Source organism: Lysobacter brunescens (assembly GCF_042677005.1).
Taxonomy (GTDB): Bacteria; Pseudomonadota; Gammaproteobacteria; order Xanthomonadales; family Xanthomonadaceae; genus Lysobacter_I; species Lysobacter_I brunescens.
In genome coordinates, this window is the sequence record NZ_JBHTIF010000001.1 from 929076 (window position 1) to 953019 (window position 23944).

General features: G+C 67.8%; 24 protein-coding genes and 3 tRNA genes. 12 read left to right on the forward strand and 15 right to left on the reverse strand.

Annotation, left to right across the window (positions count from 1 at the left end):
* Positions 1–63: 63 nt before the first annotated feature.
* Positions 64–927 (reverse strand): alpha/beta fold hydrolase, encoded by an 864-nt coding sequence (locus ACFQ0E_RS03855; RefSeq protein WP_386822375.1) that lies wholly within the window; start codon positions 925–927, stop codon positions 64–66.
* On the reverse strand, positions 924–1916 hold the full coding sequence (gene hemH / locus ACFQ0E_RS03860; RefSeq protein WP_386822376.1) for a ferrochelatase: 993 nt from the start codon (positions 1914–1916) through the stop codon (positions 924–926). Before hemH ends, ACFQ0E_RS03855 begins: the two co-directional genes overlap by 4 nt.
* A 158-nt stretch (positions 1917–2074) precedes the next feature.
* Here hemH and ACFQ0E_RS03865 point away from each other — a divergent pair, with 158 nt between their 5' ends.
* From ACFQ0E_RS03865 to tatC, 4 genes are all read left to right on the forward strand, one after another.
* The gene (locus tag ACFQ0E_RS03865) at positions 2075–2932 is read left to right on the forward strand and encodes a lipid-binding SYLF domain-containing protein (RefSeq protein WP_386822377.1); all 858 of its coding nucleotides are present in this window, start codon (positions 2075–2077) and stop codon (positions 2930–2932) included.
* A gap of 140 nt (positions 2933–3072) precedes the next feature.
* A complete protein-coding gene (tatA, locus tag ACFQ0E_RS03870) occupies positions 3073–3297 on the forward strand; it encodes a Sec-independent protein translocase subunit TatA (RefSeq protein WP_386822378.1) in 225 nt (74 codons plus the stop codon).
* 40 nt (positions 3298–3337) lie between these two features.
* Positions 3338–3769: a Sec-independent protein translocase protein TatB gene (gene tatB / locus ACFQ0E_RS03875; protein ID WP_386822379.1), complete on the forward strand. Its 432-nt coding sequence runs from the start codon at positions 3338–3340 to the stop codon at positions 3767–3769.
* Positions 3756–4499, forward strand: a complete 744-nt coding sequence (tatC, locus tag ACFQ0E_RS03880) for a twin-arginine translocase subunit TatC (RefSeq protein WP_386822380.1) — start codon at positions 3756–3758, stop codon at positions 4497–4499. Before tatB ends, tatC begins: the two co-directional genes overlap by 14 nt.
* 330 nt (positions 4500–4829) lie before the next feature.
* Here the strand turns inward: tatC and ACFQ0E_RS03885 are convergent, their stop codons facing one another.
* Together ACFQ0E_RS03885 and ACFQ0E_RS03890 are read right to left on the reverse strand one after the other, a co-directional pair.
* Positions 4830–6497, reverse strand: coding sequence for an MFS transporter (locus ACFQ0E_RS03885; protein WP_386822381.1), 1668 nt, complete (start codon positions 6495–6497; stop codon positions 4830–4832).
* A gap of 17 nt (positions 6498–6514) precedes the next feature.
* Entirely contained in the window at positions 6515–7897 is a 1383-nt protein-coding gene (locus ACFQ0E_RS03890; RefSeq protein WP_386822382.1) for a DcaP family trimeric outer membrane transporter, read from the reverse strand.
* 198 nt (positions 7898–8095) lie between these two features.
* Here ACFQ0E_RS03890 and acs point away from each other — a divergent pair, with 198 nt between their 5' ends.
* Positions 8096–10060: an acetate--CoA ligase gene (gene acs / locus ACFQ0E_RS03895; protein WP_386822383.1), complete on the forward strand. Its 1965-nt coding sequence runs from the start codon at positions 8096–8098 to the stop codon at positions 10058–10060.
* Between the two features lie 12 nt (positions 10061–10072).
* A complete protein-coding gene (locus ACFQ0E_RS03900; protein WP_386822384.1) occupies positions 10073–10738 on the forward strand; it encodes a response regulator transcription factor in 666 nt (221 codons plus the stop codon).
* A gap of 3 nt (positions 10739–10741) precedes the next feature.
* Here the strand turns inward: ACFQ0E_RS03900 and ACFQ0E_RS03905 are convergent, their stop codons facing one another.
* The 8 genes from ACFQ0E_RS03905 to ACFQ0E_RS03940 form a co-directional block, all read right to left on the reverse strand.
* On the reverse strand, positions 10742–10933 hold the full coding sequence (locus ACFQ0E_RS03905) for a CPXCG motif-containing cysteine-rich protein (protein ID WP_386822385.1): 192 nt from the start codon (positions 10931–10933) through the stop codon (positions 10742–10744).
* A 4-nt stretch (positions 10934–10937) separates the two neighbouring features.
* Positions 10938–11285, reverse strand: a complete 348-nt coding sequence (locus ACFQ0E_RS03910) for a peptidyl-tRNA hydrolase (RefSeq protein ID WP_386822386.1) — start codon at positions 11283–11285, stop codon at positions 10938–10940.
* Between the two features lie 21 nt (positions 11286–11306).
* A tRNA-Leu gene (locus ACFQ0E_RS03915) sits at positions 11307–11383 on the reverse strand.
* 58 nt (positions 11384–11441) lie between these two features.
* Positions 11442–11518: transfer RNA gene (locus ACFQ0E_RS03920), tRNA-Leu, on the reverse strand.
* Positions 11519–11575: 57 nt separating this feature from the next.
* Positions 11576–11652, reverse strand: a tRNA-Leu gene (locus ACFQ0E_RS03925).
* A gap of 235 nt (positions 11653–11887) precedes the next feature.
* On the reverse strand, positions 11888–12136 hold the full coding sequence (locus ACFQ0E_RS03930) for a phosphotyrosine protein phosphatase (protein ID WP_386822387.1): 249 nt from the start codon (positions 12134–12136) through the stop codon (positions 11888–11890).
* A gap of 189 nt (positions 12137–12325) precedes the next feature.
* The gene (locus tag ACFQ0E_RS03935) at positions 12326–12799 is read right to left on the reverse strand and encodes a hypothetical protein (protein WP_386822388.1); all 474 of its coding nucleotides are present in this window, start codon (positions 12797–12799) and stop codon (positions 12326–12328) included.
* A 69-nt stretch (positions 12800–12868) separates the two neighbouring features.
* On the reverse strand, positions 12869–16339 hold the full coding sequence (locus ACFQ0E_RS03940; RefSeq protein ID WP_386824017.1) for a hybrid sensor histidine kinase/response regulator: 3471 nt from the start codon (positions 16337–16339) through the stop codon (positions 12869–12871).
* Between the two features lie 296 nt (positions 16340–16635).
* On the opposite strand from ACFQ0E_RS03940, the gene ACFQ0E_RS03945 reads away from it, so the two are divergent.
* On the forward strand, positions 16636–18486 hold the full coding sequence (locus ACFQ0E_RS03945; protein ID WP_386822389.1) for a proprotein convertase P-domain-containing protein: 1851 nt from the start codon (positions 16636–16638) through the stop codon (positions 18484–18486).
* A 254-nt stretch (positions 18487–18740) separates the two neighbouring features.
* On the forward strand, positions 18741–19286 hold the full coding sequence (locus ACFQ0E_RS03950; RefSeq protein ID WP_386822390.1) for a hypothetical protein: 546 nt from the start codon (positions 18741–18743) through the stop codon (positions 19284–19286).
* Positions 19287–19303: 17 nt separating this feature from the next.
* Here ACFQ0E_RS03950 and ACFQ0E_RS03955 read toward each other — a convergent pair whose 3' ends face one another.
* Positions 19304–19774: a hypothetical protein gene (locus tag ACFQ0E_RS03955; RefSeq protein WP_386822391.1), complete on the reverse strand. Its 471-nt coding sequence runs from the start codon at positions 19772–19774 to the stop codon at positions 19304–19306.
* 95 nt (positions 19775–19869) lie between these two features.
* Between ACFQ0E_RS03955 and ACFQ0E_RS03960 the strand changes: the two genes are divergently transcribed.
* The gene (locus ACFQ0E_RS03960; protein WP_386822392.1) at positions 19870–20412 is read left to right on the forward strand and encodes a GNAT family N-acetyltransferase; all 543 of its coding nucleotides are present in this window, start codon (positions 19870–19872) and stop codon (positions 20410–20412) included.
* Between the two features lie 102 nt (positions 20413–20514).
* Here the strand turns inward: ACFQ0E_RS03960 and rpmG are convergent, their stop codons facing one another.
* Positions 20515–20682 carry a 50S ribosomal protein L33 gene (gene rpmG, locus ACFQ0E_RS03965; RefSeq protein WP_171008295.1) on the reverse strand — a complete coding sequence of 56 codons (168 nt, stop codon included), beginning with the start codon at positions 20680–20682 and terminating at the stop codon, positions 20515–20517.
* Positions 20683–20692: 10 nt separating this feature from the next.
* A complete protein-coding gene (gene rpmB, locus ACFQ0E_RS03970; protein WP_137851609.1) occupies positions 20693–20929 on the reverse strand; it encodes a 50S ribosomal protein L28 in 237 nt (78 codons plus the stop codon).
* Positions 20930–21396: 467 nt separating this feature from the next.
* On the opposite strand from rpmB, the gene ACFQ0E_RS03975 reads away from it, so the two are divergent.
* From ACFQ0E_RS03975 to ACFQ0E_RS03985, 3 genes are all read left to right on the forward strand, one after another.
* Positions 21397–22089, forward strand: coding sequence for an O-methyltransferase (locus ACFQ0E_RS03975; RefSeq protein WP_386822393.1), 693 nt, complete (start codon positions 21397–21399; stop codon positions 22087–22089).
* 75 nt (positions 22090–22164) lie between these two features.
* Positions 22165–23193 carry a class 1 fructose-bisphosphatase gene (locus ACFQ0E_RS03980; RefSeq protein ID WP_386822394.1) on the forward strand — a complete coding sequence of 343 codons (1029 nt, stop codon included), beginning with the start codon at positions 22165–22167 and terminating at the stop codon, positions 23191–23193.
* A 43-nt stretch (positions 23194–23236) separates the two neighbouring features.
* Positions 23237–23938 (forward strand): 2OG-Fe(II) oxygenase, encoded by a 702-nt coding sequence (locus tag ACFQ0E_RS03985; RefSeq protein WP_386822395.1) that lies wholly within the window; start codon positions 23237–23239, stop codon positions 23936–23938.
* The last annotated feature ends 6 nt before the right edge of the window (positions 23939–23944 follow it).

Genomic DNA, 23944 nt, shown 5'->3' on the forward strand with positions numbered 1-23944 from the left:
GGGATTATCGCGCGGTTGCCCGGCAATTCCGCAGACCCGGCGACTGGCCCGGTACTGGCCTGTTTACAGGCGCAGCGCCGCCGCGACCTCGCGCGGATGGGTCATGTGCAGGTGGTGGCTGCCGGGCAGCACGGTGCAGGCGATGTCGCGGACGCAGGCGATGCGGCCGTCGCGCATCGACGGCGGGATGTACGGCGGCGCGGGATCGGCCATGACCATGCGCACCGGGCAGGCGATCGCGCGCAGGCAGTCGGCGACCTGCGTCTCGGACATGCGCACCGCCGTCGGCAGGGTCAGGCGCGTGTCGCTGCTCCACTCGTAGCCGCCGGGCACGGTGTTCAGGCCGCGGCCAACCAGCAGCCGCGCCGAGTCCTCGTCCAGGGTGGTGATGTTGGTCTGCATGCGCGCGCGCACCGCCAGCTCCGGGTCGTCGAACACGCGCTTGCGCTTGCCGTCCAGCGCGCGGCGCTTGGCGACCGCGTCGCGCAGGCGTTCGGCGGTGGTGTCTTCGGGCGCGGCCAGCGGGCCGATCGCCTCGATCAGATGCAGGCGCGCGATGCGTTCCGGCGCGGCGGCGGCGAGCAGGCTGGCGATCGCGCCGCCCATCGAATGGCCGAGCAGAGTGAAGCGCGTCCAGCCCAGCGCATCGGCGGCGGCGAGCACGTCCAGCAGAGTGCTGAACAGGCTGTACTCCGCATCGGCCGGGTAATGGAAGCTCTGGCCGTGGCCGGGCAGGTCCAGCGCGACGAGGTCGTAGCCCGCCAGGAACGGGGCCATCGGCACGAAGCTCGCCGCATTGTCGAGCCAGCCGTGCAAGGCCAGCAGCGGCGCGGCGCCGGCATTGCCGTTGCGCAAGCCGGCGAAGCGGCCGCGCGCGGTCGGCAGATCGAGTTCGCGCAGCGGCGCGGCGTGCGACGTCGGGCTCATGCGCGGGCTCCCGGCAAGGCAGCGACCACGCCGGCCAGAGCCGCAGCGTGCGCGTCGGACGCGTTCAGGCAGGGGATGTAGCGCAGCGCCTGTCCGCCGGCCTCGCGGAACAGCGCGTCGTTCTCCACCGAGATCTCCTCCAGCGTTTCCAGGCAGTCCACAGCGAAACCCGGGCAGACCACGTCGATGGTCTTCACGCCCTGCCCGGCCAGCGCCTTCAGGGTCTCGTCGGTGTAGGGCTGCAGCCAGGGCTCGCGACCGAAGCGCGACTGGAAGGTCAGCAGGGCCTCGTCGGGCGCCAGGCCCAGCGCAGCCACGATCGCGTCGACGCTGGCCCGGCTCTGCCTCTCATAGGGGTCGCCGGCGTTCACCAGACGCTGCGGGATGCCGTGGAACGAGAAGAGCAGGCGATCGGCACGGCCGTGTGCGGCCCAGTGGGCGCGGATCGAATCGGCGACCGCCGCGACCCAGCCGGCGTCGACATGGTAGTCGTGCACGACGCGGAACCGGGTGTCGGCATGGGCGCGGGCCACGCGGTCGATCGCGTCCTGCACCGAGGCCGTGGTGGTGGTCGAGTACTGCGGGTAGAGCGGCAGCACGACGATGTCGCGCACGCCCTCGGCGCGCAGCGCGTCGACGACCGAGGCGATCGACGGATTGCCGTAGCGCATCGCCCAGGCCACGCGGACATCGGGCCGTTGCGCCTGCATCGCCTCGGCCAGACCGCGCGTGTGCACCGCCAGCGGCGAGCCGCCGTCCATCCAGATCGACGCGTACTTGTGCGCCACCTTTGGCCCGCGCAGCGGCAGGATGATGAAGTGCAGGATCGGGCACCACAGCCAGCGGGTCAGCGACACCACGCGGTGATCGTGGAGGAACTCGGCCAGGTAGCGGCGCACCGCCGGGGCTGTCGGCGCATCGGGCGTGCCGAGGTTGACGAGGAGGATGGCGGAACGGGGCGAGGAAGGGGCATCGGGCGTCATGCGCATAGCATGACAGCCGGCCATGGCCGGGCATAAGGTGCGACCGGCGGATCGCACCGTGCCGCCACCCGCAGGCCAGTGCGTCTCGTCGCGGCCGTGGACTGGCGCGGTTCATCGCGCGGGCGGTAGGCTCCGGCCATCCCGCAGGCCATCGATGTCCGCCCATGCATACCCCCCGTCGCTCCGCCCTGTCCCTCGCCCTCCCGCTGGTCCTGGCCGCTGCCCTCGCCACACCTGCCGCCCATGCCGGCCCCACCGAGGACGCGCGCGCCGGCAACGCCCTGCGCGTGCTGACCGAGATCCAGGCGATCCCGGAGTCGTCGATCCCCGAGAAGCTGCTCGACGAGGCGAAGGCGATCGTGATCATCCCCGACACGATCAAGGCCGGCCTGGTGGTCGGCGGCCGTCGCGGTCGCGGCGTGCTTGCGGTGCGCACCGCCGATGGCGGCTGGTCGAACCCCAGCTTCGTCACCCTCACCGGCGGCAGCATCGGCCTGCAGGTCGGCGTGCAGTCGGCCGACGTGGTGCTGGTGTTCCGCAGCGAGCGCGGCCTGGATTCGATCGTCAACGGCAAGTTCACCCTCGGCGCCGATGCCGGCGTGGCCGCAGGCCCGATGGGTCGCAACGCCGCCGCCGCCACCGATGGCCAGATGAAGGCCGAGATCTGGTCCTGGTCGCGGGCACGCGGCCTGTTCGCCGGGGTGTCGCTCGACGGCGCGGTGCTATCGATCGACGACGAGGCCAATGCCGCCGTCTACGGCCGCGACACCACGCCGCGAATGATCTTCGAGGACCGCGCCCCGGAGCTGCCGTCGCAGGCGATCGTCGATTTCCGCCAGCGCCTGGCCGACGCCAGCGCCACAGCGCGCGCCGCCCGCCAGGACACCGCACCGACCGACGTGGCAGCCACGGCGGTGCCCGCAGCGGACGCCGCCCCGGCTACGCAGCCGCAGGCCCAGCCCCAGGCCTTCGAGACGGTCGAGAACCCGGCCAAGGTCGAGCCGCTGCCGGACACGCCGTGACCGGGTGCGGCGTCGCCGGTGTCCCCTGCGGCCACCGTGACGCCTGCGGCAGAACCACCCTTCACCCGGCGGGACCAAACACGCCCGTCATGGGGACTGCGGTATCCTGATCGCCCCTCTCTCACGCAGTGGTAACCGCCATGGGTAGCTTCAGCATCTGGCACTGGCTCATCGTGCTGGTCATCGTGGTGCTGGTGTTCGGCACCAAGCGCCTCACCAGCGGAGCCAAGGACCTCGGCAAGGCCGTCAACGAATTCAAGAAGGGCGTGAGCGGCGACGACGACAAGCCCGCCCAGCTCAGCGACCAGTCCAAGCGCGAGGGTTCGAGCGAATCCCAGCGCAACGACGACAACGTCGCCCGCTGATCCGATCGATTCCGGCCGGACGCAAGTCCGGCCGATACGCATGTTCGACGTCGGAATCTCCGAACTGTTGCTGATCGGGCTCGTCGCCCTGATCGTGCTCGGCCCCGAGCGCCTGCCCAAGGCCGCGCGTTTCGCCGGGCTGTGGGTGCGCCGCGCCCGCGCGCAGTGGTATTCCGTGAAGGGCGAACTGGAGCGCGAACTCGCGGCCGAGGAACTGCAGCGCAGCCTGCGCGAGACCCGCGAAGCGGCGAAGGACATCGAAAGCCAGGTGCGCGACACCGAAGCCCTGGCGCGGCGCGAGTTCGAGCGCATGCAGGCGCAGATGGCCGGGCACGACCCGGACATCGCGGCCGCCGTCGCCGACAGCGACGCGCAGACGGCAGTGCCGGAACCGCCTTCGGCACTGCCCTCGCCGACGCCCGCAGCACCCGCCGACGACACCCCACAGGGAGACCGCGATGGCCGAGGCTGACCTGGACGGCGACGGCAGCAGCCTCATGAGCCACCTGATCGAACTGCGCGCCCGCCTCATCCGCGGCGTCGCGGTGCTGCTCGTGGTGTTCCTCGCCCTCATTCCCTTTTCCGACACGCTGTTCACCTGGCTGGTCGCGCCGCTGCTGGCGGTGCTGCCCAAGGGCAGCGAATTGATCGCCCGCGACGTGATGTCGGGCTTCATGGCGCCGGTGAAGCTGGCGTTCTTCGTCGCGCTGTTCGCCTCGATGCCGTGGCTGCTGTACCAAGCTTGGGCCTTCGTCGCGCCCGGCCTGTACAAGCGCGAGAAGCGCCTGGCCCTGCCGATCCTGGTGTCCGCGCTGCTGCTGTTCTACGGCGGCTGCGCCTTCGCCTACTTCCTGGTGCTCAAGGGCGTGTTCGGCTTCCTGGTGCATTTCGCGCCGGACGTGGTGAAGCTGGCGCCGGACCCGGCGAGCTATCTCGACTTCGTCGTGGTGCTGTTCCTCGCCTTCGGCCTGAGTTTCGAGCTGCCGGTCGCGCTGGTGATCCTCGTGCTGCTGGGCTGGGTCACGCCGAAGCAGTTGGCCGAATGGCGTGGCTACGCGATCGTCGGCATCTTCGTGATCGCAGCCGTGGTCACCCCGCCCGACGTGATCTCGCAGCTGATGCTCGCGATCCCGATGTGCCTGCTGTACGAGGTCGGGATCATCGCGGCGAAGCTGGTCGGGCGGACGCCGGCGGAAGAGTAACCGGCGCACGAAAAGCAAATCCCCCGCGAACCGCTGCGCGGCTCGCCGCCCCCTCGCAAAGTGGGCTTGTGGCGATACCGGCATGATAAAGCGTGGTCGCAGACCATGTTCTGCACCAAGCTGGACACGGCATGTGCTGATGCAGACATGCAGACATGCAGACATGCAGACATGCAGACATGCAGACAGCGCATCGTGCTTGCCCCCTTTGCAAAAGGGGGTCGACATCGCGCAGCGATGGCGGGGGGATTTGCGCCCCCATCAAGAACCCGCACGAAAACGCCGGCTTGCGCCGGCGTCGTCGTTGCACGGGTGACGCGGTGTCTGCGCTTACTGCGTGATGTCGACGTCCTTGGTCTCGCGCAGGAACAGCGAGCCGATGATGGCGGTCAGCACCGCGACGATGATCGGATACCACAGGCCGCTGTAGATGTTGCCGGTGGCGGCCACGATCGTGAAGGCGATGAAGGGCAGGAAGCCGCCGAACCAGCCGTTGCCGATGTGGTACGGCAGCGACATCGAGGTGTAGCGGATGCGCGTGGGGAACAGTTCCACCAGCCACGCCGCGATCGGGCCGTAGACCATGGCCACGAGCGTCACCAGGTAGGTGAGCAGCAGGATCACCATCGGCTTGTTCATGCGCGCGTCGTCGGCCTTCGCCGGGTAACCGGCAGCGGTGAGCGCCTCGCCGAGCGCCTTTCCGAAGGCTTCCTGTTTCGCCTTGAACGCATCCTTGTCGAGCGCCTCGCCTTCGAAGCTGTCGAGCGATGCGCCACCCAGGCTAAGCCGTGCGAGCGAACCGGCCGGCGCGTCCTGGATGATGTACGGGATGCCCTTCTTCGCCAGCGCCGAGGTGATGATGTCGCAGGACTGCTTGAAGGTCTTCTTGCCCACCGGGTCGAACTGCAGCGCGCAGCGCGAACGGTCGGCGTGGACCACGGCCGGAGAATTCCTGACCGCGTCTTCGAGCGCGGGATTGGCGTAGTGCGTGAGCGCCTTGAACACCGGGAAGTAGGTCAACGCGGCGAGCAGGCAGCCGACCATGATGATCTTCTTGCGGCCGATCTTGTCCGACAACCAGCCGAACACCACGAAACCGATGGTGGCGATGGCCAGCGCGATCGCGATCATGAGGTCGGCGGTGTTGGGATCCACCGACAGCGTCTTGGTCAGGAAGAACAAGGCGTAGAACTGGCCGGTGTACCAGACCACGGCCTGGCCGGCGGTGGCACCGAGCAGCGCGAGCAGCACGATCTTGCCGTTCTTGCTCAGGAAGCTCTCGGTGAGCGGCGCCTTCGACTGCTTGCCCTCTTCCTTCATCTGCTTGAACAGCGGCGACTCGTGCAGCTGCATGCGGATCCACACCGACACGCCGAGCAGCAGCACCGAAACGATGAAGGGAATGCGCCAGCCCCACTCTTCGAACGCTTCCTTGCCCAGGTAGTTGCGGCAGGCCCAGATCACCAGCAGCGACAGGAACAGGCCCAGCGTCGCGGTGGTCTGGATGAAGCTGGTGTACAGGCCGCGCTTGCCGTTCGGCGCATGCTCGGCGACGTAGGTCGCCGCACCGCCGTACTCGCCGCCGAGCGCCAGACCCTGGGCCAGGCGCAGGGTGATGAGGATGATCGGCGCCGCGATGCCGATGGTCTCGTACCCCGGCAGCACACCGACGAGGAACGTGGAGAAACCCATCAGCACGATGGTGACGAGGAAGGTGTACTTGCGGCCGACCATGTCGCCGAGGCGACCGAACACGAGCGCGCCGAACGGACGCACGGCGAAGCCGGCGGCGAAGGCGAGCAGGGCGAAGATGAACTGGCTGGTCTCGTTGAGGCCGCTGAAGAAGTGCTTGCCGATCAGCGCGGCGAGCGAGCCGTAGAGATAGAAGTCGTACCACTCGAAGACCGTGCCGAGGCTCGACGCGAAGATGACCTTCTTGTGGCCCTTGGTGAGTGCGCCCTGGGCGGGAGCGGCGGGTGATGCGGTGACACTGGACATGGTCCGTTCCCTCCGGGTCAGAAACTGTATTTGACGTGCGTGTGCAGACGGCGCAGATCGCCTTCCGCGTCGTTTTCGAGCGAGCGCCGGCCCCAGATCAGTTCGGCGCCGATGTCGAGCTTCGGCAGCGGCGAGTAGATCAGGTTGGCGTGGAAGGACTGCACGCGCTCGGTGGCGATCCATCCGGTCAGCGCCGGATCGTTGTCGTAGTGCGCCATCGAGTAGAACAGGTTCGTTCGCAGCTTCGGCGAGAACGCATGGCGCCACGCGGCGAACGCGCCGTAGCCATCGATCGGTTCGAGCTCGCCGCGCGCGTCGAGCACGGTGTCGCTGGCGACGCCCAGGCCGAGGTAGCGACCGATGCCGCGACCGTAGCTGGCCATGTAACGGATGTCGTCCTGCTTGCCGAGGTTGAACTTGCCGGACACGCTGAGTGCGCCGCCGACGCGGTTGTCGTCGATGCCTGACGCCGGGTTCTCGTAGCTGAACTGGCGGACCATGCCCGCGACCGAGACGTGGCCCCAGTCGCCCTTTTTCTGCCAGCGCGCGGTGATGTCGGGCATCAGGTTGTCGTCGCTGCTGATGCGCGCGCCGGTGCCGCGATACGGCGTCACCGTGGTTTCGGGGTTCTCGACCGAGAACGACCACGGCCCCTTGCTGTAGCGCAGCTGGGCCTGGCGCACGAAGATCGAGCCTTCGGTCGGACCGATGAAGTCGACCGAATCCGGCAGCGACGCGACATCCTGGAAGTTCGACCAGGTCTCGCCCGCCAGCCACTGCGCGCCACTCGGCTGCGTCCAGCTGACATAGGCATGGCGCACGGTCACGCCATAGGTGTTCGTGGAGACTTCGTTGCCGGTGATGCTGCCGCCGCCGAACAGGTCGAATTCGAGGTAGGCCTTGAGCTTCGCGCCGCTCTCCAGGTCGCTGTCGGCGCCGAACCAGAAGCGCGAGAACTGCGCGCCCATGTCGGTGTCCTGGCCTTCGTTCGCGCCGCCGACCGGAATGGCTGAAGGCACGTAGAACATGCGACCGACGCTGCCGTCGGGGATTTCGCCGTCGGTGGTGTCGGTGACCATCGCATCGAGCTTCACGAATCCGCCGTAGCTGAAGCGCGTGCCCGGGTTGGCACCGGGCAGGATGGGTGTTGACTGGATCTTCGGCTTGCCGTCTGCCGCCGGTGCGGGCGATGCCTGTGCGCTCTGCACCTGCGCGACCGTCTGCTGGGTCTGCTGCTGTTGCGCGACGAGCTGCTGCACCATCCTTTCGAGTTCGGCGACGCGGGCTTCGAGCTGCGCCTCCTTTTCCGTCGCGGACTGCGCCAGCGCCGCGCCGGGCGCGAGCACCGCCAGCGCCAGCGACAGAGCCAGCAGTCGTCGCGGTTGCGTGCTGTGGTTCATGGGCCCCTCCCGAGGGCACGTGCAATGCACCGTGCATGCAGCCTGCGCGCCCCGTCACCCGGCGGCCATTCGCCGATGGTCGAATCCGGCACCTTCGACGGTCCCGATTCGACCATGGTCTAAGCCCGCGATCGCGCAGGATGTGCTGCATTGCGGCACACTGTGGCCATCCCGTTCGCCTTCGTCGCGGAGCCCGCCATGTCGCAGTCCGAACCCACCGCCGCTGCGGTGTATCCCGTTCCCGATGCCTTCGCGGCGACCGCGCGCATCCGCCGTGAGGATTACGAGCGCGACTACGCCGCCGCGCTCGCCGACCCCGACGCGTACTGGGCGCGAGTCGCGCAGCGCCTGGACTGGTTCGTGCCGCCGACGAAGACCAGGGACGTCAGCTACGCGCTCGAGGATTTCCGCATCCGCTGGTTCGAGGACGGCGTCCTCAACGTCAGCGTGAACTGCCTCGACCGCCACCTCGCCGCGCGCGGCGACAAGACCGCGCTGATCTTCGAACCGGACGACCCGGCGAAGCCCGCGCAGCGCATCAGCTATCGCGAACTGCATGCGCGCGTCTGCAAGCTCGCCAACGCGCTGCGCAACCTCGGCGTGAAGAAGGGCGACCGCGTCACCATCTACCTGCCGATGACCCCGGATGCCGTGGTCGCGATCCAGGCCTGCGCGCGCATCGGCGCGATCCATTCCGTGGTTTTCGGCGGCTTCTCGCCGAATTCCATCGCCGACCGCATCGCCGACTGCACCAGCAAGCTGGTCATCACCGCCGACGAAGGCCTGCGCGGCGGCAAGACCGTGCCGCTGAAGGCGAACGTGGACGCGGCGCTGAAGATGCCGGGCACGAACTCGGTCGAGACCGTGCTGGTGGTACGCCACACCGGTGGCGCGGTCGACATGCAGATGCCGCGCGACCGCTGGTACGACGCGGTCGTCGACGACCAACCTGCGGAATGCGAGCCGGAACGCATGAACGCCGAGGATCCGCTGTTCATCCTCTACACCTCCGGCAGCACCGGCAAGCCCAAGGGCGTGCTGCACACCACCGCCGGCTACCTGGTCTGGGCGAGCTACACGCACGAGAGCGTGTTCGACCTGCGCGAAGACGACGTGTTCTGGTGCACCGCCGATGTCGGCTGGGTGACAGGCCACAGCTACGTCGCCTACGGCCCGCTCGCCAACGGCGGCACCGGCATCGTGTTCGAAGGCGTGCCGAACTACCCGAACGTCTCGCGCTTCTGGGAGGTGATCGACAAGCACCAGGTCACCATCTTCTACACCGCACCGACCGCGATCCGCGCGCTGATGCGCGAAGGCGAAGCGCCGGTGAAGAAGACCTCGCGCGCCTCGCTGCGCCTGCTCGGCAGCGTCGGCGAGCCGATCAACCCGGAAGCCTGGCGCTGGTACCACGAGGTGGTCGGCGACAGCCGCTGCCCGATCGTCGACACCTGGTGGCAGACCGAGACCGGCGGCATCCTCATCTCGCCGCTGCCTGGTGCGACCGATCTCAAGCCCGGTTCGGCGACCATCCCCTTCTTCGGCGTGCAGCCCGCGCTGGTCGACGCCAACGGCGCGATCCTGGACGGCGCCACCGAAGGCAACCTCGTCCTGCTCGACTCGTGGCCCGGTCAGATGCGCACCGTCTACGGCGACCACGCACGTTTCATCGAGACCTATTTCAAGACCTATCCCGGCATGTATTTCACCGGCGACGGCTGCCGTCGCGACGAGGATGGCTATTACTGGATCACCGGCCGCGTCGACGACGTGATCAACGTCAGCGGCCACCGCATCGGCACCGCCGAAGTCGAAAGCGCACTGGTCTCGCATCCACTGGTCGCCGAAGCGGCCGTGGTCGGCTTCAACCACGACATCAAGGGCCAGGGCATCTACGCCTACGTCACCCTCGTCGCCGGCGAGGCGCCGACCGAAGACCTGCGCAAGGCGCTGGTCGCGCACGTGCGCAAGGAGATCGGACCGATCGCCACGCCCGACTTCGTGCAGTGGGCACCGGGCCTGCCCAAGACCCGCTCCGGCAAGATCATGCGCCGCATCCTGCGCAAGATCGCCGAGAACGCGCCCGACCAGCTCGGCGACACCTCGACCCTGGCCGATCCTTCCGTGGTGAAGTCGCTGGTGGACGAGCGGCTGGTGAAATAAGACCATCCCACCATGCCTACCATCCTTGTCGCCGATGACCATCCGCTGTTCCGCGAGGCCCTGCGCAGCGCGGTGATGCGGGCGGTGCCGGGCGCGACACTGCGCGAAGCCGACGGCGTGGATGCGCTCTACGCACTGGTGGAACGCGAGTCTCAAGCGGACCTGCTGCTGCTCGATCTGAACATGCCGGGCGCGCACGGTTTCAGTGCACTGGTGCACCTGCGCGCGCATCATCCGCAGCTGCCGGTGATGGTGGTGTCGGCACGCGAGGAACCTGTGGTGATGCGTCGCGCGCTGGACCACGGCGCGGTCGGCTTCCTGCCCAAGTCGGCGGATGCCGGAACGCTGGGCGAAGCCATCGATGCGGTGCTCGCAGGTGACCGCTGGGCGCCCCCAGCCGCACTCAAGGCGCCGGCCGCTGCGGCCGACGAACACGACGCCGCACAGCGCGTGCGCGAACTCACGCCACAGCAGTTCCGCGTACTGCAAATGCTCGGCGACGGCCTGCTCAACAAGCAGATCGCCTACGAACTGGGCGTCTCCGAAGCCACGATCAAGGCGCACATGACCGCGATCCTGCGCAAGCTGGGCGCCAGCAACCGCACCCAGGCCGTGCTGATCGCCGGGAAGCTGGCGATCGATCCCGAAGCGGTGATGCCGCCGCCGGAAGACGACTGAGCCTCAGTCGTTCTCGCCGCGCGCATCCACGTCCGTGACCTCGCCATCCTCGGCGGTCACCGTCAACACGATCGGGCGACAGCACACGCTGCAGTCCTCGACGTACTGCTGGTGGTCGACCGATCCGTCGACCACGATCTCGATCTCCTCGCCGCAGTAGGGGCAGTGCACGAAGGCGGTGTCGGTGTGGGGCATCTCTTCATTCCGTCGTCGATTCGTCGCGCAGAGCATGCGGCACCTGTGCGTCGCGATACAAGCGCAGGTATCCGAACATCTTCGGCCACGTCTCGCGCGGCTTGAAGACCAGCGCGACCTCGCGTCCATCCAGCGCGGACTCGGTCAGCACGAGATGATCCTCGACCTCACGCGCCCGTTCGAACTCCCGCGCGTCGACCTTGCACACGGCCTTGCGGAACGGCCCGTCCAGCCAGGCCGCGACCTCGGGCGTGTCGCGGAATTTCAGGTAGCCGGCCAGCGACGCATGCGCAGCCGCGACCATGGCAAGGCCCAGCGGCACATCGTCGCGGATCAGGATGTACATCTTCACCACACGTTCTCCTCTCGTTGCTGGTGCCCGGGGTGGGACTCGAACCCACACCCTCCGGTTTTTGAGACCGGCACGTCTACCGATTGCGTCACCCGGGCGAAGGGATGTCGTCAAGCATGCACGCCGTTGCGTCCACGGACGCGGACGTCATGCGATTGGTGCCCGGAGCGGGACTCGAACCCGCAACCACCGGAATCTCGATCCGACGCGTCTGCCAATTGCGCCATCCGGGCTTTTTTTTCCGACGCGCGCGCACACGCAAGCGCTCGCATGCGCGACGTCGACAACACTGGTGCCCAGGGTGGGACTCGAACCCACAACCACCGGCTTCTGAGACCGGCACGTCTTCCAGTTGCGTCACCTGGGCGCGGAAAAAGAAAAACCCCCTGCGGCAGGGCCGAGGGGGTTTCGAAGACGGGCGAGCATCGCCTCGTTCTCTACACGCACGCCACCGGTCCCGCGCGAAGCAGGGTCAGCAAGGTGGCTAGTCGAGTGCAGCGAATATTCATGGCGACGGATGCTAGAGAGCACTCATTCGCATGTCAAGCTGTTTTTTCAGGCATTTTCGCGATGCATCGCATCACCCATTGCGATGCGACCCGTCACTCCTGATGCAACAGGGTCGGCACGACAAGCGTCAGAAGCTCCACCAGTTCCGGATCCATCTCGCGGTATTCATCCGGAATGTCGAGCACGTGGATGAGGAGAAGTTCGGCGAGGTCCGGGAACGCAGCGACGATGCGATCGCGATGCTTGTGCTCCATCACCATCAGCACATCCGCCCAGCGCAGATCGTCTTCGCTGATCCTGCGGCGCGCGTTCGGACTCGTGCCCGCCGATCGCGTCGACATCAGCGGATGCCGCCTGAAGATACGTTCCGCAGTCGGACTTCGCCACTGGTTGCGGCTGCAGACGAACAGGACGTTGATGCGCCCTGACCCACCATCCTGCGACGTCTTTCTGCCTGCCATCACCTTTCCACCGGCCGCCGCATCGATGCATGCGCATCGCCGAGGGATGCGCATGCGGGTGTCGTTCGATCAGTCACCACGATAGGCATCGAGGAACTTGCCGACGAAATTGCCTTCCTCGGAACCGTCGGGATGGGTGATCAACCAGTCGATCATGTCCGACTCCGGGAATCGATGTTCATCGCCGAAGCGATAGCCACGGACCGTATTGATATCGCTCCAGATCTTTCCACGGATTTCGCCCTCTTCGATGCTGCGGACCGCGATGAACACCTGCTCGAAGGCGCCGGTGCCGTCACGGAGGCGGGTCGTGATGAAGAACGACTGTCCTTTCGGCAGACCCGCGATGAATTTCCGCCTGGCTTCCGGATAGGTGCGCTTTGCTTCCGCGACGTGGGGCGCGATGGCTGCCTCGAAGGCGGCCAGCTGGTCCGCTTCCGCAGTGATCGGCCTGTCCTGCGGCGCATTCGGCGAAAGCTGCGGATCCTGCGCGCTGACGGACAGCGCAAGGAAGGTGAGAGCGACAAACGTCAGCAGCTTCATGGAGACTCCGGTGGCGGCATGCATGGGGTGAAGTCTGGAGTTCGCCCAACGCAACGTCAACGTCGTCGCTCAGCCACGCGAGCCGAGCCACGCCCGCAGCGATGCGGGCTTGATCGGCTTGGTCAGTACGACGCAGCCGTAGTCGCGGGCGGCATGCTTGAGGGCGTCGCTGCCGTCACCGGTAAGCAGGGCGGCAGGAAGGTCGCGTTTCGCGCGGCGGCGCAGTTCGGCGATGACGCCGAGGCCATCCAGTCTGTCGTGCAGGTGGTAGTCGACGAGCAGCACGTCGGGCGCATCGTCGAGACGGGCGATGGCGTCGTCGACGGTGGTCGCGGTGAGCGGGATCGCACGCCAGCGACCGAGCAATGCGCGCATGCCGTCGAGGATCTCGGGATCGTTGTCGACGCAGAGCACGCGCAGATCGGCGAGATCGTCTGCGGCGAAAGTCGTGACAGGCGGAAGCGCTGCTGACGACCCGGTGCCTGCGGCGACACGCTCTGCGCGCGGCACGCGGATCGAGAACAGGCTGCCGCGACCGACGCGCGAATGCACGCGCAGCGGATGGCCGAGGATGCGCGCGATGCGCTGGCAGATCGACAGGCCGAGGCCCAGCCCGCGCTCGCCGCCGACACCAGGCTGGTCGAAGCGACGGAACTCCTCGAAGATCTGCGTGAGGTGATGTTGTGGAATGCCGGGTCCGGTGTCCCAGACCTGAAGCTCGATATCCTCGCCGCGTTCGCGCAACGCGAGCAGCACGCCGCCTTCGCGGGTATAGCGCAATGCATTGGCGAGGAAGTTCTGCAGCGCGCGACGCAGCAGGCGGCGGTCGCTGCGCACGATCGCGTCGCCGCGCGCATGCACGCGCAGCGCGAGCTTGCGGCCTTCGGCGCTGGGCGCGTACTGCGCGGCGAGTTCGCGCAGCAGTTCGCCGGCGTCGAAGCGGCTGTATTCGGGCTGCAGCGCGCCGGCGTCGAGGCGCGACACGTCGAGCAGGCCATCGAGCAGGTCTTCGGCGGCGCGCAGCGCGGTGTCGACACGCTCGGCCAGGCGCGTGCGCTCGTCGGCATCCGTCGTCTCGCGCAGCGCGGAGGCGAACAGGCGCGCGGCGTTGAGCGGCTGCAGCACGTCGTGGCTCACGGCAGCGAGGAAGCGGGTTTTCGACTGCTGCGCGGCTTCGGCTTCCCGCGTGCGCAGTTCGACACGCTGTTCGAGGGTTTCGTTGATCTCGCGCAGCTGCTGCTCGGCGCGCTTGTAGTCGGTGATGTCGCTGAAGCTGGTCACGTAGCCGCCGCCGGGCAGCGGCTGGCCGCGCATCTCGATCACCTGCCCGTTCGGGCGCATGCGCTGGAACACGTAGGGATGGCCCGCGCGCAGGTGCGCGAGGCGGCGCGCCACCTGCTCCTCCACGGACTGCGCATTCGGTCCATCTTCGCTGGTTTCCGCATGCTCGGCGCTGTAGCGGATCAGATCGGCGATCGGCCGGCCGACGTAGAGCATGCCGTCGGGATAGCCGAGCATCTCCTGGTAGCGGCCGTTCCAGGCGATCAGGCGCAGGTCGGGATCGACCACGCTCACGCCCTGGCTGATGTTCTCCAGCGTGGTCGACAGCACCTGGCGGTTGAAGCGCAGTTCCTGGCTGGCTTCGTCGAGCAGCGACACCACTTCGCCCAGCTCCATGCCCGAGCCACGCAGCGCGCTGGTCAGGGTGAGCCGCGCCGAGGCCGCGCCGATCGCCGAGGCGAGCAGGCGTTCGGTGAACTGCACCAGTGCGCGATCGGCGAGCTGCTGCGGCTGGAGTTCGCGACGTTCGGTGGATTCGGCGAACTCGGCGAAGGCGCGGCGCGCATGACGTTCGCCGACGATGCGCTCGGCCAGCGCGAGCAGTTCGCCGCTGCGCACCGTGCCGGCCCAGCCGCCGGGCGCCAGCGGCGAACGCTGCGCGTAGGGGTCGAGATAGCTTGCGGCCAGCAGCTGTTCCTGCAGGCGCGGACGCCAGCGTGCGGACACGAAGAACAGCGCGCCGATGTTGAACAGCAGCGACCAGAACACGCCGTGCGTGAGCGGGTCCCAGCCGCTGAGGCCGAACAACTGCTGCGGGCGCAGCCAGCCGATGCCGAACGGACCATGCGCAATCCAGTCCGCGCCATGGCCGCTGCCCTGCGCCAGTGCAGGCAGCAGCAGCGTGTACGCCCACAGCAGCGCGCCGAGCACCAGACCGGTGAACGCACCGGAGCGGCTCGCACCGCGCCAGTACAGGCCACCGAGCAGGGCAGGCGCGAACTGCGCGACCGCGGCGAACGCGAGCAGACCGTGCTGCGCCAGGCTGTCGCTGCCTTCGGCGGCGCGATGGTAGGCATAGGCCATCAGCGCGAGCGCGAGGATGGTGGCGCGACGCACCCACAGCACGAGGCGATCGATGCCGCCGCGATCCTTCAGCACGTGGCCGGCGAGCGCGCCGTTGCGCAGCAGGAGGGGCATGATCAGGTCGTTGCCGACCATCGTGGCCAACGCGACGCTGGCCACGATCACCATGCCGGTCGCGGCGGAGAATCCGCCGATGTAGGCCATCAGCGCGAGGGCATCCTGGTCCAGCGCCAGCGGCAATGCGAGGACGTAGGTGTCCGGCGATGCGCCGCCGGCACCGAGCACCGATTGACCGGCGATGGTGATCGGCACCACGAACGCACTGAACAGCACGAGGTAGCCACCGAACAGCCAGCGGGCCTGGCGTATGTCGGCGGCGTCCTGGCATTCGACCACCGCCACGTGGAACTGGCGCGGCAGGCAGACGATGGCGGCGAAGGCGATCAGCGTCTGCGCGAGCATGCCCTTCGGCAGGCCCGGCGCGGTGACCACGCGCGCGGCGTCGATCATGCGATCGCCCAGGCCACCGACACCGGGCAGGTGCAGCAGTGCGAACACGCCGATCGCGATGAAGGCGACCAGCTTGACCAGCGATTCCAGCGCGACGGCCATGACCATGCCGCGATGGTGCTCGGTGGCGTCGATCTGCCGCGTGCCGAACAGGATCGCGAACGCGGAGAGCAGCAGCGCGACGTACAGCGCGGGATCGCCGATCAGCTGCTGGTCGCTGCCCGGCGCCAGCACTTCGACGCTCATCGCGACCGCCTTGAACTGCAACGCCACGTACGGCACGGCGGCGATCAGCGCGACGAAGGCGACCAGCGCGGCGAGACCCGGTGCGCGGCCATAGCGCGAGGACAGGAAATCCGCGATCGAGACGATGCGCTGCTCGCCCGAGATCAGCACCAGTCGTTCGAGGATGCGCCACGCGAACAACAGCAGCAGCAGCGGGCCGAGGTAGATGGGCAGGAAACCCAGGCCGGTGCGCGCGGCGGTGCCGACGGCGCCGTAGAAGGTCCACGACGAGCAGTAGACCGCGAGCGCCAGCGAATAGATCAGCGGGCGCAGCCAGCGCCAGCGCGGGATCGCGCCGCGCAGGTCGCCGGCGTAGGCGACGGCGAACAGCACGCCGACATAGCCCAGCGACACCAGCAGCAGGATCCAGCCTGGAATCACGCGCGCCCCGTCATCGCCCGGCAACTCGGGCATCGAAATCCGAGTGTAAGCGCTCGGCCCCCGCGTGGTCCGCTGGTGTTCGACCAAAGTCGACGAGACATGGCGCAGTGCAGCATGGCGCCCCTGCGTCCATGCGCGCACGCACGTTGTGATGCCCGGCAAATCCCTGCCCTGCCCGGCGTGTGTAGGCTTGCGGGCGGCCGCTCGGCCATTCCGCGTCCGCAGCCCCATCGGCGAACCCCCGCGCGCCCACGGACGCTTTCGCGTTGTTCCGACAATACAAAAAGGACCGTCAGATGAAACGCCACACCTCCGCCGCACGACGCGGCGCGCACGCCCTGTTCGCCATCGCCGCCATGACCTGCGCGCTGCCGCTGGTCGCGCAGGCCGCACCACCCGCTCCCTCCGCCAAGCCCGCGCCGCTGCGCGTGGCCGAACAGCGCAAGGCTGACCTGCGCATCGGCGCGACCGCCATCGGTCGCACCTATGCCGTGCGGACCACCGATGCGACCTTCGTGAAGCTGCACTTCGATCATTTCTCGCTGCCCGACGGCGTGACGCTGGAAGTGTTCAACCCCGCGCGCACCGAGGTCTATCGCTACAGCAACCAGGGCCTGGATGGCCACACCGTCGACCGCGAGATGGGTCAGAACGGCCGCACCAGCTTCTCGGCGATGTCGATCCACGGTCCGGTCGCGCTGGTGCGCCTGGTCGGCACGCCCACCGGCGCCTGGAAGAGCAGCGATGGCGTGCGCGTCAGCCGCTATCTCCAGGGCTATTCCGAGCGCAAGCTGCGCGAGCTGCAGATCGACGGCCTGCTCGACGGCTCGCTCGGCACGCGTTCGATCATCGGCACCGACGACAAGCGTGCGGCGGCCTGCTATTCGTCCAGCGATCCGGCCGCCTTCGATCGTTCGCGCCCGGTCGCGCGCCTGGTGATGAGCGGTGGCGGCCTGTGCACCACCTGGCGCGTCGGCGCCGACAACCGCATGTTCACCAACAACCACTGCACCGCCACCGCCAGCGGCGTCGCGGCCTCGGAAGTCTGGTTCAACTACCAGCTCAGCACCTGCGGCGGCACCTCGGCCACGCCGACCAAGGTCGCCGGCGACCAGATGCTCGCCACCAACACCACGCTGGACTACACGCTGTACACGGTGAAGAACTTCAGCACGATCGCCAGCTTCGGCTACCTCGGCCTGGAAACGCGCGCGGCCACGCTGAACGAGGAGATCATGATCGCCGGCCATCCGGGCGGTCGGCAGAAGGAACTGAGTGTGGTCAGCGACCGCGACGGCGGCGGTCGCTGCCGGGTCAACAGCGCCAGCACCAGCGGCAACGGCACCAACACCGACATCGGCTACTACTGCGACACCGAAGGCGGCAGCTCCGGTTCGCCGGTGATCGCGCGCGCCAGCCACAAGGCGATCGCGCTGCACCACCTGGGCGGCAGCATGAACAAGGGCGCGAAGATGTCCCTGATCTGGCCGCAGGTCTCGACCCACTTCGGCGGCGTGGTGCCCGACGGCGACAACGGCACGACACCGACCACCTACAGCATCTCGGGCACCATCACCACGAGCGCAGGCACGGGCATCGCGGGCGTCACCGTCAGCAGCGGCAGCGCGAGCGCCACGACCAGCAGCAGCGGCGCCTACACGCTGAGCGGCCTGTCGAACGGTACGTACACGCTGACCCCGTCGCTGAGTGGTTACACCTTCTCGCCGACCAGCCGCAGCGTCACCGTGAGCAGCGCGAATGTCACCGGCCAGAACTTCACCGGCACCGGTTCGGGCAGCGGCGGCGTGCAGACCTACAGCAACGGCACCGACTACACGATCAACGACAATGCCACGGTCAGCAGCCCAATCGCGGTGAGCGGTCGTACGGGCAATGGCCAGGCCAGCACGCCGGTCGCGGTGAACATCATCCACACCTATCGCGGTGACCTGGTGGTCGACCTCGTGGCGCCGGATGGTTCGGTGTACAACCTGCTGAACCGTTCGGGCGGCAGCGCGGACAACGTCAACCAGACGTTCAACGTGAACCTCTCGGGCGAAGCGCTGAACGGCACGTGGAACCTCCGCGTCCGCGACGCTGCGACGGCCGACACCGGTCGCATCGACAGCTGGAGCATCACGTTCTGATCGACGATGGGCCGCTGAACGCCGGCCCATCGTGTCCCGCAGGACGTTCCGGCCTTCCCCCGCTCGCGGGGGCGGGCCGGAACCATGCGATGCGGGTCGTGATGCGCCATCTGCGCGCCCGGCTTCCATTGCCTTCTCGACCGGCTCCTAGCGCGGGCAGCACTGCAGACGCCGTGCTTCGCGGTCGATTCCTGACAGATCCTGTCAGCTCTCCAGGCTAGGGTGGTTCCATCCATCCGACCCGGAGATCCGCCATGCCGCCCGCTCCCCACGCGCCGTCCCGCAGCGCGCTCCCCGGGTCTGCCGCCACGGCCTCGACACACCCACTGACAGCATCGACCGCCACCGACTTCGATTTCATCCACGGCGACTGGCGCGTGCGCCACCGCCGCCTGCGCGCGCGACTGGCCGATTGCACGGAGTGGGTGGATTTCGACGGGACATCGAGCACACGTCCCATCCTCGGCGGCCAGGGCAATCTCGAGGACAACCGCATCGAGCTCCCCGAAGGCGCCTACCGCGCCGTCGCGCTGCGCACCTTCGACCCGACTGCGGCGCGCTGGTCGATCTGGTGGCTGGACGGGCACTTCCCGGACAGGCTCGACGTGCCGGTGGTCGACAGCTTCGAAGGCGGTCTCGGCACGTTCCTCGCGGACGACGATCTCGACGGTCGTCCGATCCGCGTGCGTTTCCGGTGGCAGGTTGCCGGGCGGGACAGGGCACGCTGGGAGCAGGCGTTTTCCGATGACGGAGGCGAGACCTGGGAAACCAACTGGACGATGGATTTCCTGCGCGCCTGAGCGCGCGATCGCCCTGCTCAGCCGGCGTCGGCCTTCGCCAGCCGCGCTTCCAGTTCGCCGATCAGCGCGTGGATGCAGTTGCGGAACCCGCGCCCGCCCGTGCCAATCGCCTGGCACTGCAGCAGGCGTTCGCGGGTGAGGTCGGCGTACGGCGCGAGATTGCGCAGCAGCAGGCCGAGCTGGCACTTCTTCGAGCGGTACGCACTGAGTGTCTGCGCCTGCAACGCGGGATCGAGATAGACATCCTCGACACGCGAGACCGCGACCATGCGGCTGCCGTCGTTCTCGGGCAGGCGCTCGGCGCGGGCGAGCATCTCGGCCTTCGGCGTGCCGCGATCGCGCTCGTAGGCGATCATCGACACCAGCGCCGTCTCCGGCCCGTCGCAGCTCAGACGGATGCCCACGCGTCCCGACGCCTGCGCGTGGGTCACGCCCGCGAATGCAAGCAGGCACAGGAGCAGCAGGCAGGCGGTCGCAGTGGGGCGCATCCTCGTGTCCTCGGGCTTCGGGACGGTCGATGTTAGCCCAGCATCCGCGCTGCGCGCTCGGCGATACTGTGTGCCCGCCGCCATTCCCGCATGCCATGCGCGCAGACCACCGCTCCGACGACATCCGCTCAGGCAGCATTCGCCTCGACCCCCTGACCGAGCAGGACTTCGACGCCGTCGCCCGACTCGCCGACACGATCTGGCGCGGCCACTACGGCACGATGATCTCGATGGCGCAGATCGACTACATGCTCGACGGTCGCTACACCGCCGAGAACCTGTGCCGGTACATCGATTCGCATGCACGCTGGATGCGCGTGCTGCGCGTCGACGGCGAGCCGGCCGGCTACTGCAGCTGGTCGCTCGGCGAACGCGACGACGAGGTCAAGCTGGAACAGCTGTACCTGCTGCCGGCGCACAAGGGCAAGGGCCTGGGCGGCCTGATGATGCGCACCGTCGAGGACGCCTGCCGCGCGCACGGCCGGCGCGTGCTGTACCTCACGGTGAACAAGGGCAACCTCGATTCGATCGCGATCTACCGCAGGTCCGGGTTCGAGGTGCGCGAGGAAGCGGTGTTCGACATCGGCAACGGCTACGTGATGGACGATTACGTGATGGCGAAACGCATCGCGGATTGAGCGCATCGGTTTGGATCAAGCAAAGAAAAACCCGCCGTGAGGCGGGTTTTTCGTGGAAGCCAGATCCCGACCTTCGCCAGGATGACCATCGCTACGCGATGATCACTTGATCTTGCCTTCCTTGTACATCACGTGCTTGCGAACGACGGGGTCGTACTTCTTGACCTCCATCTTGTTCGGCGTGTTCTTCTTGTTCTTGTCGGTGGTGTAGAAGTGGCCGGTGCCGGCCGAGGAGATCAGGCGGATCTTGTCGCGCTTGGAAGCCATGATTCAGTTCTCCTCAGACCTTTTCGCCACGGGCACGCAGCTCGGCGAGCACGGCGTCGATGCCGTTCTTGTCGATGGTGCGCAGGGCCTTGGTGGAAACGCGCAGCTTGACCCAACGGTTTTCCGAAGCGACCCAGAAGCGGCGCTCGTGGAGATTGGGCATGAAACGGCGGCGGGTCTTGTTGTTCGCGTGCGACACGTTGTTGCCGGTCGCAACGCGCTTGCCGGTGACTTGGCATTCGCGGGACATACGTACCTCTCGATAAGAACGCTCGAGCATGCTCGACTGCGTTCCGTGGGTGCCTCCCGTAGCCCGGGAAGCGGCGGCCCCGACGTCGACCGGGCCTGTACTGCCGGCCGGGCGTTCACCACGCGATAGGGGATTCAAGGTGTCGTTGCGGCTTGCGGGCGGGATCGCGCCCCCGTCCTCCGGGCACCCTGTCGGGTACGCCGGGCGCAGCGAGCCGGCAATTATGCCGGGCGGACGGCCTCCGGGCAAACCCGCCGGTCGGGCCTGCCGGGTCTGGCCGGATTCCGTGGGCCGCGACGTCAGTCTCAGGCAGCGCGGAGACCGACGGTAATCATGGCGGTCGCGCGCTGGCGCGTGGCCGGGGCCGGGGGCTATGCTCCAGCCGGCCCCGCACGACGCACCCGCGTCCGGCTGGCAAGGACGACGCGATGGCGCCAGGGAACCCTCGTTCGCAAGGAAAGGAAGGAATGGAAAAGCACGACATCGACTACACCCCGGCGCTCTGGAACTACATCCACGGCGTCTCGGTCCGGGAGTCGGAGGCGCAGGTCAGCCTGCGCGCGGAAACGCTGAAGGACAAGTACGCGATCATGCAGATCCCGCCGGAGCAGGGCCAGTTCATGGCCTTCCTGGTCAAGGCGATCGGCGCGAAGCGCATCATCGAGATCGGCACCTACACCGGCTACAGCGCCCTGTGCATGGCCCAGGCCCTGCCGGCGGACGGCACCCTGGTCGCCTGCGACCTCTACGACGCCTGGCTGCCGATCGCGCGCCCGCACTGGGAACAGGCCGGCGTGGCCGGGAAGATCGACTTCCGCCTCGGCGACGCGGTCGACACCATGGATGGCCTGATCGCGGACGGCCAGTCGGGCACCTACGACCTGGTGTTCATCGACGCCGACAAGCCCAACCTCGACCGCTATTACGAGCGGGCCTTGGCCCTGCTCCGTCCGGGCGGCATCGTCGCCGTGGACAACGTGCTGCTGTTCGGCGCGGTGCTCGACAAGACCGTGCTGACCGGCCAGCTGGCGGTGCTGATCGGCGACGACGCCATCGCCGCAGTGCAGGACCTCAACGCCAAGATCGCGGCCGACCCCCGGGTCGAGACCCTGAGCCTGCTGCCGATCGGCGACGGCCTGACCCTGGCCCTGAAGCGCTGAGCGGCGCTGCTGACCGGCGCGTATGGTCGGAATGTAGGGGAGAATGGCGGCTTCGCCCGCCGCCTTCTGCCCGCCATGACAGCACCCAGCTCGCCTGTTTCCCTCACCCGCTACCTGCTCGAAGAACAGCGCCAGGACCGCATCAGCGCCGACCTGCGGCTGCTGATCGAAGTCGTCGCCCGCGCCTGCAAGAGCATCTCGGTTGCGGTCGGCAAGGGTGCGCTCGGCGGCGTGCTCGGCGACGCGGGGACCGGCAACGTCCAGGGCGAGGCGCAGAAGAAGCTCGACGTGCTGAGCAACGAGATCCTGCTCGAAGCCAACGCCTGGGGCGGCCATCTCGCCGCCTGCGCGTCGGAAGAGATGGACCACTGCCAGCCGATCCCCGATGCCTACCCGCGCGGCAATTACCTGCTGCTGTTCGATCCCCTCGACGGCAGCAGCAACATCGACGTGAACGTCAGCGTCGGCACGATCTTCTCGGTGCTGCGCTGCCCGGACGACGTGCCGCAGGTCGGCGACGAGCACTTCCTGCAGCCGGGCACCGCGCAGGTCGCCGCCGGCTACTGCATCTACGGCCCCAGCACGATGATGGTGCTGACCATCGGCCACGGCACGCATGCCTTCACGCTGGATCGCGAACAGGGCTCGTTCGTGCTCACCCAGAAGCACATGCGCGTGCCGGAGCAGACCAAGGAATTCGCGATCAACATGTCCAACCAGCGCCACTGGGAAGCGCCGATGCAGGCCTACGTGACCGACCTGCTGGCCGGCAAGGAAGGCCCGCGCGGCAAGGACTTCAACATGCGCTGGATCGCTTCGATGGTCGCCGACGTGCATCGCATCCTCACCCGCGGCGGCATCTTCATTTATCCGTGGGACCGCAAGGATCCGTCCAAGGCCGGCAAGCTGCGCCTGATGTACGAAGCCAATCCGATGAGCTTCCTGATCGAACAGGCCGGCGGCGCCTCCAGCAACGGCCGCCAGCGGATGATGGAGATCGTGCCGAGCCAGCTGCACCAGCGCGTGCCGGTGTTCCTCGGCTCGAAGGACGAAGTCGAGACCGCCGTCCGCTACCATCTCGACCACGACCGCCACGCCGGCTGATCCCTCCTCTTTCCTCCACTTCGTTCGACAGGCGACGCGCAGCATGAGCACAAAGGATTTCATCTCGGTCACGCCCAACGCGATTCCGCGCGACGTCTGCGCGCAGATCGTCGAACGGATGCGGCGCAGCAACCAGCTGCAGGAAGGGAAAATCGGCGGCGGCCTGTTCCCGGACCTCAAGAAGAGCCGCGACCTCGCCATCGCCGGGGTCGCGGAATGGCGTGATGTCGAGATCGCGCTGAACACGGCGGTGCTCGAAGCGACCAAGCGCTACATCCGCGAGTATCCGCAGGCGCTGATCGCACCGCTGATGCTGCAGCACCAACCCCCGGGCGGCCAGATGCGCCGCCTGGTGGCCGACGACTTCGCGACCATGGACGAGGAACAGCTGCAGCAGCTCACCCTCACCTGCCTGCGCCCCGGCCACACCAACCTGCAGTGGTACACCGCCGGCGAAGGCGGCTACCCGTACTGGCACTGCGAGCTGTACCCGCGCGACACCACCTGCGAGACCCTGCACCGCCACCTGCTGTGGACGATCTACCTCAACGAGGAGTTCGAGGAAGGCGAAACCGAGTTCATGTTCCAGGACCGCAAGGTCAAGCCCGAAACCGGTGCGCTGCTGATCGCCCCCACCGCCTTCACCCACACCCATCGCGGCAACCGTCCGCAGGGCGGCGACAAGTTCATCGCCACCAGCTGGATCCTGTTCCAGCGTGCGGAGAACCTGTTCGGGGCGCAGTAGCTCCCG

Bases quoted from the DNA above. Each gene is read 5' to 3' on its own strand.
- ACFQ0E_RS03855 (WP_386822375.1), bottom strand. From the start codon at position 927: ATGAGCCCGACGTCGCACGCCGCGCCGCTGCGCGAACTCGATCTGCCG.
- hemH (WP_386822376.1), bottom strand. From the start codon at position 1,916: ATGCGCATGACGCCCGATGCCCCTTCCTCGCCCCGTTCCGCCATCCTC.
- ACFQ0E_RS03865 (WP_386822377.1), top strand. From the start codon at position 2,075: ATGCATACCCCCCGTCGCTCCGCCCTGTCCCTCGCCCTCCCGCTGGTC.
- tatA (WP_386822378.1), top strand. From the start codon at position 3,073: ATGGGTAGCTTCAGCATCTGGCACTGGCTCATCGTGCTGGTCATCGTG.
- tatB (WP_386822379.1), top strand. From the start codon at position 3,338: ATGTTCGACGTCGGAATCTCCGAACTGTTGCTGATCGGGCTCGTCGCC.
- tatC (WP_386822380.1), top strand. From the start codon at position 3,756: ATGGCCGAGGCTGACCTGGACGGCGACGGCAGCAGCCTCATGAGCCAC.
- ACFQ0E_RS03885 (WP_386822381.1), bottom strand. From the start codon at position 6,497: ATGTCCAGTGTCACCGCATCACCCGCCGCTCCCGCCCAGGGCGCACTC.
- ACFQ0E_RS03890 (WP_386822382.1), bottom strand. From the start codon at position 7,897: ATGAACCACAGCACGCAACCGCGACGACTGCTGGCTCTGTCGCTGGCG.
- acs (WP_386822383.1), top strand. From the start codon at position 8,096: ATGTCGCAGTCCGAACCCACCGCCGCTGCGGTGTATCCCGTTCCCGAT.
- ACFQ0E_RS03900 (WP_386822384.1), top strand. From the start codon at position 10,073: ATGCCTACCATCCTTGTCGCCGATGACCATCCGCTGTTCCGCGAGGCC.
- ACFQ0E_RS03905 (WP_386822385.1), bottom strand. From the start codon at position 10,933: ATGCCCCACACCGACACCGCCTTCGTGCACTGCCCCTACTGCGGCGAG.
- ACFQ0E_RS03930 (WP_386822387.1), bottom strand. From the start codon at position 12,136: ATGTCGACGCGATCGGCGGGCACGAGTCCGAACGCGCGCCGCAGGATC.
- ACFQ0E_RS03935 (WP_386822388.1), bottom strand. From the start codon at position 12,799: ATGAAGCTGCTGACGTTTGTCGCTCTCACCTTCCTTGCGCTGTCCGTC.
- ACFQ0E_RS03945 (WP_386822389.1), top strand. From the start codon at position 16,636: ATGAAACGCCACACCTCCGCCGCACGACGCGGCGCGCACGCCCTGTTC.
- ACFQ0E_RS03950 (WP_386822390.1), top strand. From the start codon at position 18,741: ATGCCGCCCGCTCCCCACGCGCCGTCCCGCAGCGCGCTCCCCGGGTCT.
- ACFQ0E_RS03955 (WP_386822391.1), bottom strand. From the start codon at position 19,774: ATGCGCCCCACTGCGACCGCCTGCCTGCTGCTCCTGTGCCTGCTTGCA.
- ACFQ0E_RS03960 (WP_386822392.1), top strand. From the start codon at position 19,870: ATGCGCGCAGACCACCGCTCCGACGACATCCGCTCAGGCAGCATTCGC.
- rpmB (WP_137851609.1), bottom strand. From the start codon at position 20,929: ATGTCCCGCGAATGCCAAGTCACCGGCAAGCGCGTTGCGACCGGCAAC.
- ACFQ0E_RS03975 (WP_386822393.1), top strand. From the start codon at position 21,397: ATGGAAAAGCACGACATCGACTACACCCCGGCGCTCTGGAACTACATC.
- ACFQ0E_RS03980 (WP_386822394.1), top strand. From the start codon at position 22,165: ATGACAGCACCCAGCTCGCCTGTTTCCCTCACCCGCTACCTGCTCGAA.
- ACFQ0E_RS03985 (WP_386822395.1), top strand. From the start codon at position 23,237: ATGAGCACAAAGGATTTCATCTCGGTCACGCCCAACGCGATTCCGCGC.